The sequence below is a fragment of the Micromonospora sp. NPDC005206 genome (assembly GCF_040608175.1).
GTDB lineage: Bacteria > Actinomycetota > Actinomycetes > Mycobacteriales > Micromonosporaceae > Micromonospora.
Genome location: NZ_JBEXHU010000033.1, coordinates 1 through 17,366, shown reverse-complemented (window position 1 = coordinate 17,366; position 17,366 = coordinate 1). Strand labels below are relative to the sequence as shown.

Below are 17,366 nucleotides of genomic sequence, written 5' to 3'. Positions count from 1 at the left end.
CATCGAAAGTGGGAGTCGCCATGCCGCCCATCCGCATCACCTCCAGCACGCCGGACCGGCACGAGTTGGCGACCCTCCATGCGGGGCTCGGCCGGCTCCGCATCACCGTCGACCCCGACGAACAAGCGGCCGGGAATTTGGGCGACTCGACGCGCGCGGCCATCCGCGAGTTTCAACGGGCCGCCGGGCTGCCGGCATCCGGCGAGCTGACCAGCGAGACGCTGGATCGGCTCAACCGGGATCTCAGCCACCGGTACTTCACCGACAGCAAGACGCGGGCCGCGAAGATCCAGGATCTGCTCGCTCGCAGCGGGCACCAGATCGATCCCGCCGAGACGAAAAGCCGCCGCTTCGGCGACAGCACCCGTGCCGCGTACGCCGATTACCTTCGCGGCGCCGGCCTGGCCACCGACACGACCCTGAGCCCGGAGCTCGTCGATCGTCTGGAAGGCGACGCCCTCAAGGCCCGGCTGAGCACCAGGACCCAGGTGGGGCAGATCCACCGCACGCTGCTGTCGGCCATCCGGATCGGCAAACTGGAGCTGCGGATCGACCCCGTCGAGTTGCGGGAGAAGCGGCTCGGCGAAACCAGCAAGGCGGCGATCGTCGCCTTCCAGCGCAAATACCGCCTGCGGCCGACCGGGGAGCTCGACCCGCTGACCCTTCGCCGGATGGAGACGGTCGCCACGAGCCGCCCCAAGCCGGTCGCGAAGCTGACGGTCGAGGTGGCCGACGATCTGACCCCGGTGACCCGCAACCTGCGGCTCAACATGACCAACAAGCACGTCGGCAAGCTCCAGAAGTCGCTCGCCTTCCTGGGTCTGCCGATCGACGAGAAGGAGTTCAAGACCGCCACGTTCGGCGCCTCCACCCGTACGGCGGTGATCGCCTTCCAGAAGAGCAACCAGATCCCCGTCACCGGACACGTCGAAGGCGAGACACTCCGCCGGCTGAACGCCAAGATCGCCGGCGCCAACCCGCAGGCGGTCTCCGAGGCGTTGCCGGCCCGGATCCGCGGCTCCGTGCGCGACGAGCTCTGGCGGGGCCGCGCCGGCCTGCGGGTCCAGCTGTGGGAGAAGCTGATCCGGGGCACCGGGGCCCTGCTCGGAGAGCGTCCGACGACCAGCTCCGGCTTCTACGACATCCCCTACACGCCGCCGCTCGACCCCGCGACGAAGCAGTGGAAGCTGCCGTACCACGTACTGGTGAAGGTGGTCGACCGCGCCAACGCGGTGCTGGACCAGAAGGTCTTGTTCAACCCGACCACCATCGCCTGGGTCAACTTCGTGGAGGGTGGCCAGCCGTACCGTGGCACCTCGGAGTTCGAGCAGCGCCTGACCGCAGTGACGGCCGCGGCCCACCCGGTCGGCTTGCTCAACCTCGAGGAGACCGACTCCGTTCAGGACATCACGCACGTCTCCGTCAACACCGGCCTCGGCGTCAACGACGTGATGCGCATGGTCGTCGCGGCCCGGGTCGCGGCCGAGATCGACACCCCGCCGGTCGATACGGCAGCCGTCTACGCCTTCATCCGGCAGAACCTGCCGCCGTCGCTTCCCAGCGACCTGCTGCAGAGCACCCAGCAGTGGACGCTCGTGGACCAGGTCGTCGAACGCGTCGCGAACGGGCTGGTCTTCCTCGACCCCGCCCTGCAGCTGGAGGCGTTCGACAACGCGGTGCGCGAAAACTACATCCCGATCAGCATCGGAACCGGCCGGGACGGCATCCTGGCCGCGCTTGCCGCCGCCCGCGAAACGTACGTGCTGGAAAAGCCGATCCTCATCGGTGACGGCAACCTCAAGACGCTGCTCGACGCGTCCTCGATCGACCCCGCGCGCTACCCGGCCGTGGCGGACGCCTTCCTCACCCACAAGACCCTCGGCGCCGACTTCTTCGCCGACGCCCGGAGCCGGCCGGCCGACTTCGGTGGCCTGCCCGCGATCGACGACCTCGAGACGACCGTCAGCCTCGGCGAGGTCACTAAGAACTTCAGCACGATGGCCGGCCGGCTGAAGGCGATCATCGACGACCCCGCCGACAACCGTGCGAACTCGCCGCGCGACTTCGCCAAGCTCGGCCACGCCGAGTGGGTGCAGCTCATCACGGACGGCGGCGGAGCCGTGCCGCCCGGCACCGACGGCACGAACGCCGCCGAGAAGGTCGCCAACTACGCCGCCACACTGGCCGCTCAGACCGAACGCCTCTATCCCACGGTCGCGTTCGTCGCCGAGGCCGGCCGAGGGGTCAACACGCAGCTGACCCACCTCGCCGAAGTCCAGCAGTTCGTCGACGCCGAGCCGGACTTCGACCTGCGTACCAGTCGGATCGACGCCTACGCCGCGACCCACCATGTCGCCGTCGATGACGCGGTGAGCGGCGAGCTGAAGGTGCTCCAGCGGGTGCGGCGCATCGCCCCGGACGCGAGCCTCGGCCGGGTCCTGCTGGACCAGGGCATCCACAGCGCTCTCCAGGTGCTGAACATGGGCAAGGAACGGATCGTCACGACCCTGGCCCCCGCGGGCATCGACGAGCGGACGGCGCTGACCGTTTACGGCGTAGCCGAGTTCCAGTACGGCCAGGCCGTCAATCGCCTCGTCGCGTACCGCACCGAGCTCAACCGCACCACGCCGAAGGCCATCGTCGCCCACACCTACACGGCGGCGGAGCTCGAGGAGTTCTCGGGCGGCGTGCCCAACCTGGAGACCCTGTTCGGCTCCATGGATGTCTGCGACTGCCCGGACTGCCTCTCCGTCCTCGGTCCACCGGCATATCTCGCCGACATGTTGCGGTTCCTGGAGGAGCAGCCTTCCCAGATCGCCGGCGAGACGGTCCGCAAACAGCTCTTCAAGCGACGGCCCGACCTGGGAAACCTGAGGCTCAACTGCGACAACACCACGGTCGCGCTCCCGTACATCGACCTGGTCAACGAGGTGCTGGAGGCGTTGGTGCCGCCGGGCGACCCGGCCATCGGGCACCAGACCACCCGCACGCAAGAAGAATTGCGCGCGTTCCCCGAGAACGAGGACAAGGCCGTCTACGACAAGCTGGCGGGAGCCGACTTCCCGATGCACAGCGCCTTCAACCTCTGGCAGGAAGAGGCGCGCGTCTTTCTCGACCACCTGGGTCTCCCCCGCCACGAGCTGATGAGGCGGTTCCAGGCCGCCGCCGGCCCCAAGCCGACCGACGTGAGCATCGCCGGCGAGAGCCTCGGGATCTCCACGCGCGAGACCGATCTCATCACCACGGCCCGGGCGACCGACGCGGACCAGAAGCTCTATTGGGGACTGACCGCCATCCCGGCCACGATCCCGGTCGCCGACTTCCTGGAACGCGCCAAGATCACGTACCCGGAACTGCTGCGCTTGTGTGACGTGGAGTTCGTGAACCCGGCCGGCGGCGGACACTCTGTGATCGAACGGCCCGCGAGCACCTACAGCCTCCGGGAGCAGCGGCTGACCAACCTCACCACGGCGAAGCTGGACAAGCTGCACCGGTTCCTGCGGCTGTGGCGGCACACGCCCTGGCAGATGTCGGAGCTCGACCTGCTGATCCGGGCCGCGAAGATCGGCAACAAGAACCTCGACGGCGACACCCTCGTGCGCCTGTCGCGCGTCCGCGAACTTCAGTCACGGCTGCGCATCAACGCCGAGACCGTGCTCGCGATGTACGGCGAACTGCCGACCCGAGACCGCAAAGTGCCCGAGGAACAGCAGAAGGTGATCCGGTCCGCGTACAGCCGGCTCTTCCGAAATCCGACGATCACCAACCCGGTCGACGCCGCGTTCGACCTGCCGATCGCCGCCGGCCCGCTGCTCGCCGACCATCGCCCGGCCCTGGTCGCCGCGCTCGGCGTCAGCGACGTCGACCTCACTCCCCTGCTGGGGCGCACCGACGGAGCGCTCACCGTCGCGAACCTCTCGACCCTGGTCGGGTACGCCGCCCTGGCGTCCGGGCTCGGCATGCGCGCGCCGGACCTGGTCACCATGCTCAAGCTGGTCGGCATCGACGATCCCTTCGCGACGGTGGCCGGAACCCTCGACGCGATCTCGGAAGCTGAAGCGATTGCCGCCGGTGGCGTCTCCGTCGAGGCGTTGGACCACCTGCTCAACGCGCGGCCGGAGTCGGCCTACGGCCTGCGCGACGAGGTCATCGCCGAGCAGATCGCAGCGGTACGCGAAAGCCTGCGCAGCAACCCGGCCGCCGATCCGCGAGGCCAGGTGATCGCGGGAGTCGCCGCCGCCCTCGCACTCACCGACGGGCAGGCGGCTGTGCTGCTGGACGGCCTCGTCGACGACGCCGGCCCGATCATCGGCCGGTTCCTCGATCCGGACCTGACCGTCTCCGCGCCTCTCCTGCGCAGCTATCGCCGGCTGCACAAGGCTGGCATTCTGCTCACCCTGCACGGCATGAGCGACCCGGCCGAGATCACCTGGTTCCTGTCCAACGGCGCGGCCGTCGGTGCTCTCAGCCCGGCCGACCTGCCCGTCGACACCGCACCCGCGACATCGCTGTACGAGCGCTGGCTCGCCCTGCACCGCTTGCTCCGGTTCCGGGACGAACACGCCGCCCCGGAGGGAACCTCGCTGACCGCCGTCCTCGACCTGGCCCGCAACCAGGCTTCGGCCGGTTCCGCCGTGCTGGACGAGCTCTGCGCCCTGACCGGCTGGGACCGCGAGGACCTGGCGGACCTGCACACCGGGCTCGGCTTCACGCACGGCCTCACGTCCTCGTACCGCTCCGTCGAGACGTACCGGCGGCTCGCGGAATGCTTCCAAGCCCTCCGCCGCGTCGGCGTGCCGGCCACCCAACTGCTGGCCTGGGCCGATCGCGACACCGCGAACGCGCAGTTCACCACCGCCCGACAGGTCCGTCAGGCCACGAAGGCCCACTACACCACCAGGGCCTGGCTCACCGTGGCCACGCCACTCGTCGACGGCCTGCGGGAGAAGAAGCGCGACGCGCTCACCGCGTGGTTGGTCGAGAACTCGCTGCGCACCGCCGCTCCGGCGATCACCGTCGACGGCAGGCAGTGGCCCAACCCGATGCGCTGGAAGGATGCCGACGACCTGCTCGCCTGGGTGCTGATTGACGTGCAGATGAGCTCGTGCCAGCTCACGTCGCGGACGAAGCAGGCGATCGGCTCGACCCAGATGTTCGTCCAGCGCTGCTTCCTCAATCTGGAGCAGGCGTTCGTCCAGGTTTCCCGGGCCGCCCTCGCCGACACCGTCTCGCTCGACAGCTGGAAGCAGTGGCGGTGGATGAAGAACTACCGGGTCTGGGAGGCCAACCGGAAGGTCTTCCTCTACCCGGAGAACTGGATCGAGCCGGAGCTTCGCGATGACAAGTCACCGTTCTTCACCGAGCTGGAGAACGAACTGTTGCAGGCGGACATCACCGACGCCGCGGCCGAAGCGGCGCTGCGGCACTATCTGGAGAAGGTCCACGAGGTGGCCCGGCTAGAGGTCACCGGCGTCTACTACGAGGTCGACGACGACAATCCCTACGACAACCTGCCGCCGAACATCAACCGGCTGCACGTGCTCGGGCGGACCAAGGCCGACCCAGCCGTCTATTTTTACCGCCAATACGACCTCAACTACGGCACCTGGTCACCCTGGGAGCGCATCGATGTCGAGATCGGCGGCGACCACGCCATTCCGGTGGTCTACAACCGCGATCTGTACGTCTTCTGGCTGGTGTTCACGGAGAAGCCGCAGAAGCCGCGCAAGCAGCCGGCCGCCAAGCCCAGTGACACACCGCAGAACACTCCCGACCCGTCCACCCAGCTCGAACTCCAGCTCGCCTGGACCACGCACAAGGACGACGGCTGGACGGCCAAGAAACTGTCCCGCGAGAGGCTTCTTCACCCGTGGCAGCGGCCGCTGCACTCCTACAATCTCCGGCCGCGCTACCGCTCGCAGGAGAACATGCTCTGGCTGGACATCTTCATCTCCACGTCGGTCGAGTTCAACGGCACACGGTTCACCGACGCCTACACCGGCCAGAAGCAGCGCCTCACGGCCACCGTCTACGACGAAGCCGGTCGCCCCTGGCACTCGTCGTCCTTCCTCTTCAACGGAAACGTGGCCGGCACGCGCATGAAGGGCCTCAGCGGCCAGTACCACCTTAAAGACGCGAACGGCAACGTCTCCGACAACCTCACGGCGACCGATTCGCACACCTGGGTCAGCACCACGTTCGGCGCGCAGGGCGCCGCGATCGGCCGGGCAGCCGGTGGCCGCGAGACCATGCCGCGCACGATCCTCCCGGCCGGGATGCACTTCGAGAACACCCGGCTACGCAACAACACCCGAGTGTCGAACCCGAACGTGCTCAACGTCCTGGAGGGTACGGGCAGCATCGCGCTCCTGCGCGGCGCCCGGGCACCGTTCGATCTCGTCTTCTCCCAGCACGGCCTGCAATTCGACGAGGCAGTCCGGTTCCCTCCGCCGATGATCTATCAGGATCCGCAGCGTTCATTCCTGATCAAGCCGTACTGGCGCACCGTCCTGATGGGATACAACAAGACGCTGCAACGGCTGCAGTACGAGTTCACGCCCTTCTACCACCCGTACTCGGCGATCTTCCTGCGGGAGCTGCAGCGCTCCGGACTCGACGGGCTGCTCAACCGCCGGATTCAGGTCTCGCCGCAGTCGTATCACCCCGGCAACGGCTACCGATTCACCGAATACGCCCCGGCCACACCCGCGCAGGCGCGGCCGGCGGCGGCGAGCGACGTGGTCGACTTCGACCTCGGCGGTGCCTACAGCGTCTACAACTGGGAGATCTTCTTCCACGCTCCGCTGATGGCGGCCGTCAAGCTGACCCAGAACCAGCGATTCGAAGAGGCCATGCGCTGGTTCCACTTCATCTTCGACCCCACCAGCACGGACGGAGTCGATTCGCCCCAGCGTTTCTGGATCACCCGGCCCTTCTACGAGCAGAACGACGAGCAGTACCGGCGGCAGCGGATCGAGGAGCTGCTCAAAGACATCGGCGCCAACCTCGACCAGCTGCGGGCGTGGAAGAACAACCCGTTCAAGCCACACCTGATCGCCCGCTATCGCCCAGTCGCGTATCAGAAGACCGTGGTCATGCGGTACATCGACAACCTCATCGCCTGGGGTGACCAGCTGTTCCGCCGGGACACGATCGAGTCCATCAACGAGGCCACGACCCTGTACCTGCTGGCCTGGGAGATTCTCGGCCCGCGCCCGGTCACCGTTCCCGACGTGACCCGCTCCGACAAGTCGTACAACGAGCTCACCGCCGAGGGCGCGCTCGACCCGTTCGGCAACCAGAAGATCGAGATCCTGATGGAGAACTTCGCCGACTCGCCGGTCCAGGTGATCCGCACCGACGAAGGCGCCGAGACGATGCCCGTACTCGAGATCTCCTATTTCGGCATCCCGCAGAACAACGACCTGCTCGGCTATTGGGATCTGGTCGCCGACCGGCTCTGGAAGATCCGCAACTGCATGAACATCCGCGGCATCGTGCGGCAGCTTCCGCTCTTCGAGCCGCCGATCGACCCGGCCGTGCTCGTCCAGGCCGCGGCGGCCGGTGTCGACCTCGACACCGTGCTGGGCGGCGGCGGAGCGCCGTCCAGCCAATACCGCTCCCGAGTCCTGATCCAGAAGGCACTGGAGTACACACAGGACGTCCACTCCCTCGGCGAGCGCCTGCTCGCGGCCATCGAGAAAGGCGACGCCGAGGCGCTGGACCTGATCAGGGCGTCGAACGAGGTGCGGCTGCTGGATGCCGGCCTCGACATCAAGCGGCTGCAGGTGAAGGAGGCAGAGCAAAACCAGGTGGCGCTCGAGCGCAGCCGGGAGACGGCCGAGGGCCGGATCGAATACTACGGCTCTCGCGACTACATCAACCTCTGGGAGGGCACCGCGCTGACCCTCAGCGGTATCTCCACACTGGCCCAAACTGCCATTGCCCTCGGGTATGCCCTGGCCGGCGGCCTCGCGTTCATCCCCAAGTTCACCATCGGGGCATCCGGCTTCGGCGGCTCACCGGTCGCGGCCGCCGACATCCCCGACGGCATCAAGTTCTCCAAAGCCGCCGAATGCGCCGTCTCCACCATCTCCGCGATCGCCGGCGCCGCCGACAAGTGGGCGAGCATGGCGACCACGATGGGCGGGTACCAGCGCCGCGCCGAGGAGTGGGAGTTCCAGAAAGGCCAGGCAGGTCTCGAGGTCAACCAGTTGCTGGCCCAGATCGAAGCCGCCAAGGTGCGGGTCGCCATCGCCGAGACCGACCTCGCCGGCCAGGAGACGCAGATCGAGCAGGCGCGCGGAATCGAGGACTATCTGCGTACGAAGTACACCAACCGCCAGCTCTACGACTGGATGCTGCGGCAGGTCAGCACGGTGTATTTCCAGGGCTACCAGCTCGCCTTCGACATGGCGAAGCGCGCCGAGCAGGCGATGCGCTATGAGTTCGGCGACGACACGTTCTCTTTCGTCCAATTCGGATACTGGGACGGCTTGAAGAAGGGTCTGCTCGCCGGTGAACGGCTGACCAACGACCTGCGCCGCATGGAAGCGGCATGGCTCGAGCGGAACACCCGTACGTTCGAGATCAGCAAGAACGTCTCGCTCGCGCAGGTCGACCCACTCGCCCTCCTCACCCTGAAGACGACCGGCACCTGCCACGTGAAGCTGCCCGAATGGCTGTACGACCTCGACTATCCCGGCCATCTCCGGCGGCGCATCACGTCCGTCTCGATCAGCGTCCCGTGCGTCGTCGGCCCGTACACCAGCGTCAACTGCACCCTGTCGCTGACCAACAACGGGGTCCGGGTGAAGGACGGCACCGCGGGCGGTTACGGCGACCCATTGGCACCGGCGGACGACCGGTTCGCGACCCACGCGGTGCCGACCACGTCGATCGCCACGAGTCACGCGCAGAACGACAGCGGCATGTTCGAGTTGAGCTTCAACGACGACAGGTTCCTGCCGTTCGAGGGAGCCGGCGCGGTTAGTGAGTGGACGATCGACCTGCCACCCGAGCACAACCAGTTCGACTTCAACACGATCTCGGATGTCATCCTGCACGTGCGGTACAAGGCCGAACCGGGCAGCACCGGCCTCGTCGACGCGGCCCGGACCAACTTGGCCACGGTCGTCCCGAAGTCGGGGATGCGGCTGTTCGTCCTGAACCGAGAGTTCGCCGGCGAATGGCAACGGTTCCTGTCGCCGCAGCCCGGCAAAGACCAGGAACTGGTTGTCATGCTGGAGCGAAAGCACCTGCCGTTCCGAGCCCGCGGTGCGCGCGGCGTCAAGATCACGCGACTCGATCTGATCGTCGACAGCGCTCACCCGGACAACTACGACGTGAGCGTCGACTTCGCCGGGCCCGCCCCTGCCGCTACGCACCTGATGTCCCGGCTGGGAGGACCCACCGAGGCACACCACCTGATCGTCGATCCGGTGGCCCCGCCACAAGACATCCTCGGACCGCTGACCATCAAGATCCGGCGAACCGGCGTGCCGAACTTCCACTCACTACCGGCCGACGACCTGACGGAGGCATACCTGGTCGTCGCCTTCACGACATCATGACGCGGCCGTCGGCGCCGGTGCTGACGACGTTGGTCGACGTCATCGTCAGCCACTGCGACCCGGACGAGATCATCCTGTTCGGTTCGTGGGCCAAGGGCACCACGCACCGGCACAGTGACATCGACATCCTGGTGATCGGCCCATTCACGACCTCGTCCTGGATCCGTGACCGGGAGCTCAACGAGGCGCTGCGCGCCTTTCCGATCACGATCGACCTGCACATGCTCACGCCACGAGAAATGGAGATCGGATCGGCCAAGCCACACACCTATCTCCACACTCTTCTCGAGACCAGCCAGCGCGTCTACTTGCGTGGGGGTGATGGTGGAGCTTAGACTGTCTTCACTCGAAGGTACTTAAAGTTGAAGTATTGCGTGCGGAATAGTCCAAAGCAGGAAAAGCATCATCACAAAAAGACCATCGAGTCATTTGTAAAGGCCCACGGCTGAACAGCACGGGGGCCTTTATCTTTGGCGGGTTTTCTTCCGGCAGAGTCGGCGGCTCGTCAGGCAGAGGCCATGCCGTCCAGGCGGTCGAGCAACACCCCGTCCCCTGACTGCTCCGCGTGTCGATGCAGGTCGTACCACCCGGGAGCGGCAACCTCCAACTGCCTCGCGATATCGGCCAGACGTGCTCCGCCTCGACGCTGTACCTGCCGAGAATGTCATCCGGGCAGGTGATGTTCCCCGACTCCACGAAACCCGGGGAACATCAAACTCTCCACCAAACCCGGGGCTTGACAGTTCACGCAGAGACGGGCCTTGAGGCGAGAACACCGGCCGAGGGTACCTGCCGGACGGCACCCCTGTGGGGTGCCAAATCCCTGTCATGGGGGCGCGTGTTCGCGGGCCCAGGCCAAGAGCCGCAGCCAGCCCAGGTGGGCCTGCCCCGTTTTGACGGACATCCGAGATCAGGGGACCGGGGGTCTCCGGGAGGATGTCCAGCATCATGGAGAGCATGGGAAAGAAGCGGCCACGGCCTCGGCGTTCGTTCACGCCGGAGTTCAAGGCCGAGATTGTCGAGTTGTGCCAGCGTGGTGACCGCACGCTCCGGCAGGTCAGCCAGGACTTCGACCTGACCGAGACGGCAGTGCGTGAGTGGGTCAAGCAGGCCGAACTCGACACCGGCGTCCGCGCCGACGGGCTGATGACCGACGAGCGGGCCGAACTCGCACAGCTGCGCAAAGAGAACCGCAGGCTGCGCGAAGACGTCGATGTGCTCAAACGGGCGACGGCTTTCTTCGCGAAGGAGACCCGGTGAACGTCTTCCCGTTCATCGCCGCGGAGCAGGCCGGCAAGCACAACGTCAAACGTGCCTGCGAACTGCTCGAGGTCTCCCGATCCGCCTACTACCAGCAGAAAACCGGCGCCCGGTCGCAGCGCGAGCGGGTCGATGCCCGGCTCACCGACAAGATCACCGTTCTGCACGAACGGTCCAAGGGCACCTACGGGGCGCCGCGGATCCACGCTGACCTCACCGAGCAGGGGCTACGACACGGACGCAAACGCGTCGCCCGGCTGATGCGCACCGCCGGACTCGCCGGCAAGAGCCCACGCCGCTGGCGCACGACCACAATCCCGGATCCGGCCGCCGGGCTCCGGCCTGACCTGGTCGGCCGCGACTTCCGTGTTGATCCTGGCGTAATCGATACCCGCTGGTGCGGCGACATCACCTACATCAACACGTGGCAGGGCTGGCTCTACCTGGCCACCGTCATCGATCTCGCATCACGCCGGGTCGTCGGCTGGGTGCCGTGGCCGACAACCTGAAGACCGACCTGGTCGACGCCGCCCTCGCCGACGCTCTCGCACGCCGCCGACCCGAGCCCGGGCTGGTGTTTCATTCTGACCGCGGCACGCAATACGTCAGCGCCCAGCACGCCCGCCTCGCACACCGTCACGACATCCGCCTGTCCGTCGGCCGGCGCGGACAGTGCTGGGACAACGCAGTCGCCGAGTCGTTCTTCGCCACCATCAAAACCGAACTCCTGCACCGCCAGGCCTGGCCCACCCACCAAGCCGCCCGCCAGACCATATTCGAATACATCGAAGGCTGGTACAACACCCGCCGCCGACACTCAACCCTCGGCTACCTCAGCCCTGCGGCTTTCGAGGCCACCAGCTCACAACCGCTACCGATCGACCAAGCCGCCTAACTAAGATCAACACAACGACCCTGTCCGTCGAAACGGGTCAAGCCCAAGCCAACAACGAACGATGGAGTGAGTGTGATGTCGGAACGTACGGCTCTGATTACGGGCGGCACCAGCGGAATCGGGAAGGCGACCGCGCGGACTCTGCACGATCGCGGCTACCGCGTTGCCGTCACCGGACAACGTCAGGAGAGCGTGGCTCACGCACGGCAAGAATTGCCCAACGATGTCCTGGTTTTGCAAGCTGACGTGCGGTCGCTATCGGACATCGACAAGGTCGTGTCCGAAGTCGGAGGACAGTTCGGAAGTCTGACCACGCTGTTCCTGAACGCCGGCGTCAACCGTCCGATGACGCTGGAGGATTGGGACGAATCGGGCTACGACGAGGTGTTCGCCGTCAACACGAAAGGGGTGTTCTTCACCCTGGTCAAAGCCTTGCCGCTGCTGTCCGACGGCGCTTCGGTCATTGTGACAGTGGGTATCGGAGCAACGCGCAGCCTCACCGGCAGCAGCGTCGCGGCCGGGTCACACGGCGCGATGCTGGCCATGATCCCGACACTTGCGCTCGAGCTCGCACCGCGCCGGATTCGTATCAACGCGGTCAGCCCCGGAATGACCGACACTCCGATGACGAGAGCCTCGATCCGGACGGCAACCGATGACGTCGCGGGGACGATGACGGCGATGGCCGAGCACAATCCGTTCGGCCGCCTCGCGACGCCAGAAGACGTCGCGGGGACGGTCGCTTTTCTGGCTTCGGACGATGCCGTTTACATCACCGGGCAGGAGATCGTCGTGTCCGGGGGTGCCGGGTTGGCCATCTGACCGAATTGGTCTAGCTCAGGTCCTGTTCGAATGATCACTGATGAGCTGCGAGCCCCTCACATCCGGGCCGCCCGACACGAAACCCCGCTCAAGTTCGAAGAGCCGTCATCGCTCCCCTGCCCGGATTCGAACCAAGATCAACCGGTTAACGGCCGGCCGCTCTGCCCTTGAGCTACAGGGGAATGGTCGCGCGTGCGGGGCTCGAACCCGCTTCATCGCCTTGAAAGGGCGAGGGCCTACCCATAACCGAACGCGCGATGCTGTGCCCCGAGCTGGTGTCGAACCAGCGACCCCCGCCTTGTCGAGACGGTGCTCTCCCGCTGAGCTATCAGGGCTTGGTGGCCGGGGGCGGGATTCGAACCCGCGTTCTCCGGCTTGTGAGGCCGGCGAGGACGACCGAACTCCTCTACCCGGCAAGTACGCCGCCAGGGGCTCGAACCCTGCACCCGCCGGTTAAAAGCCGGCTGCTCTCCCTCTGAGCTAGCGACGCTCGATGCTGCGCCCCGCGCTGGACTCGAACCAGCGACACCCGCCTTAGGAGGGCGGTGCTCTATCCGCTGAGTTACGCGGGCATGCGTGGGAGCGGAGAGATTCGAACTCCCTAAGCGCGAACGCACCGGGGTTACAGCCCGGCCCACCTCACCATCGGTGGCGCGCTCCCTTGAGTTCACTGGCGGGAATCGAACGAGTTCGCCTGCGCGCTGCCTGCCGTTCGCGGCGCGGGCCACGACGCGCAAACCGGCGTCGTTACGTTCCCGCCGGCAACCCAATGACGTAGGAGAACTCGATTGGGCAGAGCGACATGAACGAAGCCGGTCTCGACCGCCGGCGGTTTCTGACGCTGGCGGGTGCAGGGCTGCTCGCGGCGGGCACCGTGGCGACCACGAGCGGGCCCGCGCTCGCCATGTCGCCGGTCGACGGCGATCCGTTCACGCTCGGTGTCGCGTCCGGCGACGCGCTGACCGACCGCGTCGTGATCTGGACCCGGCTCGCCCCGGAACCGCTCGATCCGTCGACCCGGTTCGGGATGGGCGATCTGACCGACGTGCCGGTTCGCTGGCGCCTCGCCCGGACCGAGTCGCACCTGGGCGCGCCGTCCAAGTGGATCGCCTCGGGTGAGGCCGTGGCGTTCGCCGACAACGGGTTTTCCGTGCATGTCGACGTCGCCGGGCTCGATGCCGGTCGGCGCTACTTCTACGAGTTCGAGGTCGACGGGCCGGACGGGACGGTGTTCCGCAGCCCGATCGGCCGTACGCACACGGCGTTCGCGGCCGGCGACGACCGCACGGCCCGGTTCGCCGTGGTCACGTGCCAGAACATCGCCCGCGCCGACGGCGGCGAGTTCTACTTCCACGGCCACGATCACCTCGCCGGCCGCGAGGATATCGACTTCGTCGTGTTCCTCGGCGACTACTTCTACGAGTTCGGGCGGGGCGCGCACGTGCCGCCGCGCGAGATCAGCTCGCTCGACGACTACCGCACCCGTTACGGCCAGTACAAGCTGCGCGACAGCCTGCGCGAGGTCCACCGGCGGTTCCCGGTGTACGTCATGCCCGACGACCACGAATTCTTCAACGACTACCGCGGCGGCGACCTCGGCGGGGTCGGCCAGGTCCGCCGGTTCAACCGCGCCCTACAGGCGCTGTGGGAGAACATGCCGCTGCGCAACGGGCACCCCGGCCCGCTCGGCGACACGAAGAACGACCTCGCGCTCTATCGGCGGATCGCCTGGGGCACGAATCTCGACCTGTACCTGACCGACGTCCGCCAGTACCGCGGCCCATCGCTACTCGGCAACGCCCAGACCGACGATCTGCTCGACTGGCTGCGCACCACGACCGCGACGTGGACCGCGCTGGCGACGCCGACGCCGATCTGGTGGAACGGCGGCAACAACGGCTGGAACGCGTTCACCGGCGTGCGCGACCGCGTCACGGCCGTCCTCGAGGAGCGCAAGGCTGCCACACCGGCCACGTTCAACCCGGTCGTGCTGTCGGGCGACATCCACTGCGGCATCGTGACCCACGTGCGCCGCTTCCGCGACCACACGAGCCCGTTCGTCGCCACCGAGTTCATCAACGCCCCGATGACGAGCCAGAGCAGCAACCAGTTCCTCCCCGACGACGAGATCCGCGGCGCCTACAACGGCATGTACGGCTACATGGAGTGCATCGCCGAGCCGACCGGCTGGAAGGTGCGCTACGTGGTCGGCAACCAGACCGACGACCCGAACGGCACCGCGACCGGCGAGCTGCCGTGGCATCTCGATGCGGGCGCCGCTCCGGGTACCGTCTACCAGCCGGTGCGCCAGGAGGCCTGACGGGGGCGTCGCCCGCGCCAGATCTGGGTACCTCCTCGACGAAATCGAGGAGGTACCCGTGGACGGGTCTGTCAAGTGGGTACGACTTCCCGCCGACCTCCGGAGCCGCAATCCGGCGCTCTTGCCGCTGAGCTACAGTCACAACGTCGGCCCGAAGGCCAGTGCCCGCACCTGGGATCGAACCAGGGACAACTGGTGTGTGGGACCAGCGCTCTACCGCTGAGCTACACGGGCATGAAGATGACGGGCAGCCCTGGTGGACCACTCTCCGCAGGGAGGAGCTGACGCCCCGTCCCGGCCCCGTCATCGCTCCGGCGACAGGACTCGAACCTGTACCTGTACGGATTAACAGTCCGCTGCCCTACCGATTGGGCGACGCCGGAATGGTCGCGCGTGCGGGGCTCGAACCCGCTTCATCGCCTTGAAAGGGCGAGGGCCTACCCATAACCGAACGCGCGTCTGCGTGCCGCGAGCTGGGATCGAACCAGCGACCTACGCCTTGTCGAGACGTTGCTCTCCCGCTGAGCTACCGCGGCGGGAGCGGGACCCGGATTCGAACCGGCGGCCTCTGGGTTATGAGCCCAGCGCGCTTCCATAACTGCGCCATCCCGCAAGTGGGCCGCCAGAGGATCGAACTCTGGACACTCCGATTAAAAGTCGGCAGCTCTACCACTGAGCTAGCGGCCCGATAGACGTCCCCCGAGCAGGATTCGAACCTGCGACGACCCGGTTTAGGAAACCAGCGCTCTATCCACTGAGCTACTGGGGGAAGTTGGTACGCCGCCGGAGGATCGAACTCCGCTCCCCTGATTAAGAGTCAGGTGCTAAGCCACTCAGCTAGCGGCGCTTGGCGGAAGGTTGACGAGTCGAACGCCAGGGCTTGCACCCCCCTCCGGCTTTCGAGGCCGGCTGGCCCCCACGGGCCGGAACCCTCCACGAGTCGGGTAGGCCGGATTTGAACCGACGGCCTTTCGCTCCCGAAGCGAACGCGCTACCAAACTGCGCCACTACCCGTTTGTCGGGACGGGGAGTCTCGAACTCCCGACCTCTGGTCCCCCAGACCAGCGCGCTACCCCTGCGCCACGTCCCGTTGTTGCCCTACGCGGGCCACCGCACGCGATATCGCTCGTACTCCGGCCCTGGATAGCAGTGAACCTGCCCGAGTACGCGGGCGTGAGGGACCAACCACATGTCCTCCATGCCACCGATGAAGAAGAAGAAGTCGACGTCCTGCTCGTCGTAGGGCAGGCGAGTCCGCCGCGTCGGCGAGAGGTAATTCCTCGTGTTCATCTGGAAACACGGCACCCCGCCGCTGACTCCGCGCCGTGATGTCTTGACCTGTACCTTTGCCGGCTGCCCGCTCGGGAAGACCACAAGCAAGTCGTACGGCTGCTGATCTGCCACCTGCCCGACGCCGCAACCGGCGAGCTTGAACCAGGCCGCGGCCAGCGACTCACCCGCGTTCCGCAGGAGATCCTGCTGGGGGCTCAGCGAGGAAGCGACGTCGTCCCCCTCGATGGGCGTCCGCCTGTCGAGGTGGGCGAAGTCGACACCTCGACGCAATGCATGGCGCTTCGCGTTGGACGCCGGAGTTCCCAGCTTGATCGCGACGTCGTTCCACGTCGTTGCCTTCCGGATCGCCCTTGCCAGCTCCTCGTCGCTCCACAACCGCTGTCCAGTGAAGTGCGACGTGTCGAGCTGAAGCTGTTCCGCCCGCCGCCGTACCCCGGTTGTGCTGGTGGTAGTACCACCCAGCTCGCGGAGTACGTGCCTCCAGGATCGGCACCGGGCAACGACCTGGGCGAACTCCTCATCGGAGGTCTTGAAAGGACGCGACATGCGGATCATATTACCGTGGCCCGGCGCGCTACCAACCTGCGCCATATCCCGGAAAGAGCCCCCGACTGGAATCGAACCAGCGACACCGAGATCCGTAATCTCGTGCTCTATCCACTGAGCTACGGGGGCAAGAATTGCTGCGTGCCGTCGGCTGGAATCGAACCAGCGACCCCGGAGTTATCAGCTCCGTGCTCTAACCGACTGAGCTACGACGGCTTGGCGAAGGGTGACGGATTTGAACCCCCGGCGGTGTGACCCGCTCCGCGTTAGCAACGCGGCGCCATCGACCAGACTCGGCCAACCCTTCATGCGCGCTGACGAGGGGACTCGAACCCCCGGCCCCCCGGCTGACAACCAGGGCCCCGGCAAAGTCGTCAGATGATGCCGAGTAGGGCCAGGGGCCGGGTGCTGTCGCGGGCGTGATGTCGGTTGGCGGCGGCGATGTTGGCGATTCCGGCGGTGCGGAGGGCGCCGATGGCGGCGTTGCGTAAGGCGGCCATGACCTCGGGTCCGGTTCCGGTGCGGATCTGGGATCGGTCTTCGTCGTAGGTGACGTCCCGCACCCGTGCGCCGTGAGGCGCTGCTGTTTCGAGTGGAGGTGGGAGACCTTCACCGCTGACCCTGTCGCAGCAGGGCGGTGGAGCTGAGGGCAGCCTGA

Annotated in this window: 9 protein-coding genes and 20 tRNA genes; 7 read left to right on the top strand and 22 right to left on the bottom strand. The window is 66.7% G+C overall.

All coding sequences use genetic code 11. The annotated features are described in order from the left end of the window. Nucleotides 1-20: 20 nt before the first annotated feature. The 6 genes from ABZU69_RS33730 (at nucleotide 21) to ABZU69_RS33705 (ending at nucleotide 12,549) form a co-directional block, all read left to right on the top strand. Nucleotides 21-9,572, top strand: coding sequence for a neuraminidase-like domain-containing protein (locus ABZU69_RS33730; RefSeq protein ID WP_354968322.1), 9,552 nt, complete (start codon nucleotides 21-23; stop codon nucleotides 9,570-9,572). Beyond that, nucleotides 9,569-9,907: a nucleotidyltransferase domain-containing protein gene (locus ABZU69_RS33725; protein WP_354968321.1), complete on the top strand. Its 339-nt coding sequence runs from the start codon at nucleotides 9,569-9,571 to the stop codon at nucleotides 9,905-9,907. Before ABZU69_RS33730 ends, ABZU69_RS33725 begins: the two co-directional genes overlap by 4 nt. A gap of 613 nt (nucleotides 9,908-10,520) precedes the next feature. Further along, nucleotides 10,521-10,832 (top strand): transposase, encoded by a 312-nt coding sequence (locus ABZU69_RS33720; RefSeq protein ID WP_354968320.1) that lies wholly within the window; start codon nucleotides 10,521-10,523, stop codon nucleotides 10,830-10,832. Then, entirely contained in the window at nucleotides 10,829-11,341 is a 513-nt protein-coding gene (locus tag ABZU69_RS33715; RefSeq protein ID WP_354968319.1) for an IS3 family transposase, read from the top strand. The genes ABZU69_RS33720 and ABZU69_RS33715 overlap by 4 nt, the downstream gene beginning before the upstream one ends. Next, complete coding sequence (locus ABZU69_RS33710; RefSeq protein ID WP_354968318.1) at nucleotides 11,326-11,727, top strand: integrase core domain-containing protein; 402 nt, start codon at nucleotides 11,326-11,328, stop codon at nucleotides 11,725-11,727. The genes ABZU69_RS33715 and ABZU69_RS33710 overlap by 16 nt, the downstream gene beginning before the upstream one ends. 75 nt (nucleotides 11,728-11,802) lie before the next feature. Further along, nucleotides 11,803-12,549 (top strand): SDR family oxidoreductase, encoded by a 747-nt coding sequence (locus ABZU69_RS33705; protein ID WP_354968317.1) that lies wholly within the window; start codon nucleotides 11,803-11,805, stop codon nucleotides 12,547-12,549. 111 nt (nucleotides 12,550-12,660) lie between these two features. On the opposite strand, the gene ABZU69_RS33700 is transcribed toward ABZU69_RS33705, so the two are convergent. The 6 genes from ABZU69_RS33700 to ABZU69_RS33675 form a co-directional block, all read right to left on the bottom strand. After that, a tRNA-Asn gene (locus tag ABZU69_RS33700) sits at nucleotides 12,661-12,731 on the bottom strand. A gap of 1 nt (nucleotide 12,732) precedes the next feature. Then, nucleotides 12,733-12,806: transfer RNA gene (locus tag ABZU69_RS33695), tRNA-Glu, on the bottom strand. A 6-nt stretch (nucleotides 12,807-12,812) separates the two neighbouring features. Beyond that, a tRNA-Val gene (locus ABZU69_RS33690) sits at nucleotides 12,813-12,884 on the bottom strand. 1 nt (nucleotide 12,885) lies between these two features. Further along, nucleotides 12,886-12,964: transfer RNA gene (locus ABZU69_RS33685), tRNA-Val, on the bottom strand. Nucleotides 12,965-12,967: 3 nt separating this feature from the next. After that, nucleotides 12,968-13,039, bottom strand: a tRNA-Lys gene (locus ABZU69_RS33680). 87 nt (nucleotides 13,040-13,126) lie between these two features. Next, nucleotides 13,127-13,210 (bottom strand) — tRNA-Tyr (locus ABZU69_RS33675). 141 nt (nucleotides 13,211-13,351) lie between these two features. Here ABZU69_RS33675 and ABZU69_RS33670 point away from each other — a divergent pair. Then, the gene (locus ABZU69_RS33670) at nucleotides 13,352-14,869 is read left to right on the top strand and encodes an alkaline phosphatase D family protein (RefSeq protein ID WP_354968316.1); all 1,518 of its coding nucleotides are present in this window, start codon (nucleotides 13,352-13,354) and stop codon (nucleotides 14,867-14,869) included. Between the two features lie 162 nt (nucleotides 14,870-15,031). Here the strand turns inward: ABZU69_RS33670 and ABZU69_RS33665 are convergent. From ABZU69_RS33665 to ABZU69_RS33590, 16 genes are all read right to left on the bottom strand, one after another. Beyond that, a tRNA-Val gene (locus ABZU69_RS33665) sits at nucleotides 15,032-15,103 on the bottom strand. 75 nt (nucleotides 15,104-15,178) lie between these two features. Then, nucleotides 15,179-15,252: transfer RNA gene (locus tag ABZU69_RS33660), tRNA-Asn, on the bottom strand. Nucleotide 15,253: 1 nt separating this feature from the next. Next, a tRNA-Glu gene (locus ABZU69_RS33655) sits at nucleotides 15,254-15,327 on the bottom strand. Nucleotides 15,328-15,333: 6 nt separating this feature from the next. Further along, nucleotides 15,334-15,405, bottom strand: a tRNA-Val gene (locus tag ABZU69_RS33650). A gap of 2 nt (nucleotides 15,406-15,407) precedes the next feature. Continuing rightward, nucleotides 15,408-15,482, bottom strand: a tRNA-Met gene (locus tag ABZU69_RS33645). Nucleotides 15,483-15,484: 2 nt separating this feature from the next. Further along, nucleotides 15,485-15,556 (bottom strand) — tRNA-Lys (locus tag ABZU69_RS33640). Nucleotides 15,557-15,564: 8 nt separating this feature from the next. Further along, nucleotides 15,565-15,638 (bottom strand) — tRNA-Arg (locus ABZU69_RS33635). A 4-nt stretch (nucleotides 15,639-15,642) separates the two neighbouring features. After that, nucleotides 15,643-15,716 (bottom strand) — tRNA-Lys (locus tag ABZU69_RS33630). Nucleotide 15,717: 1 nt separating this feature from the next. Further along, a tRNA-Ser gene (locus tag ABZU69_RS33625) sits at nucleotides 15,718-15,804 on the bottom strand. Nucleotides 15,805-15,809: 5 nt separating this feature from the next. Next, nucleotides 15,810-15,883 (bottom strand) — tRNA-Pro (locus ABZU69_RS33620). A 4-nt stretch (nucleotides 15,884-15,887) separates the two neighbouring features. Further along, nucleotides 15,888-15,959 (bottom strand) — tRNA-Pro (locus ABZU69_RS33615). An 8-nt stretch (nucleotides 15,960-15,967) separates the two neighbouring features. Continuing rightward, entirely contained in the window at nucleotides 15,968-16,708 is a 741-nt protein-coding gene (locus ABZU69_RS33610) for a hypothetical protein (RefSeq protein ID WP_354968315.1), read from the bottom strand. A gap of 56 nt (nucleotides 16,709-16,764) precedes the next feature. After that, nucleotides 16,765-16,837, bottom strand: a tRNA-Arg gene (locus ABZU69_RS33605). 13 nt (nucleotides 16,838-16,850) lie between these two features. Further along, nucleotides 16,851-16,924 (bottom strand) — tRNA-Ile (locus tag ABZU69_RS33600). Between the two features lies 1 nt (nucleotide 16,925). Continuing rightward, nucleotides 16,926-17,015: transfer RNA gene (locus ABZU69_RS33595), tRNA-Ser, on the bottom strand. Between the two features lie 67 nt (nucleotides 17,016-17,082). Beyond that, complete coding sequence (locus tag ABZU69_RS33590) at nucleotides 17,083-17,271, bottom strand: hypothetical protein (RefSeq protein WP_354968314.1); 189 nt, start codon at nucleotides 17,269-17,271, stop codon at nucleotides 17,083-17,085. Nucleotides 17,272-17,366: the final 95 nt, after the last annotated feature.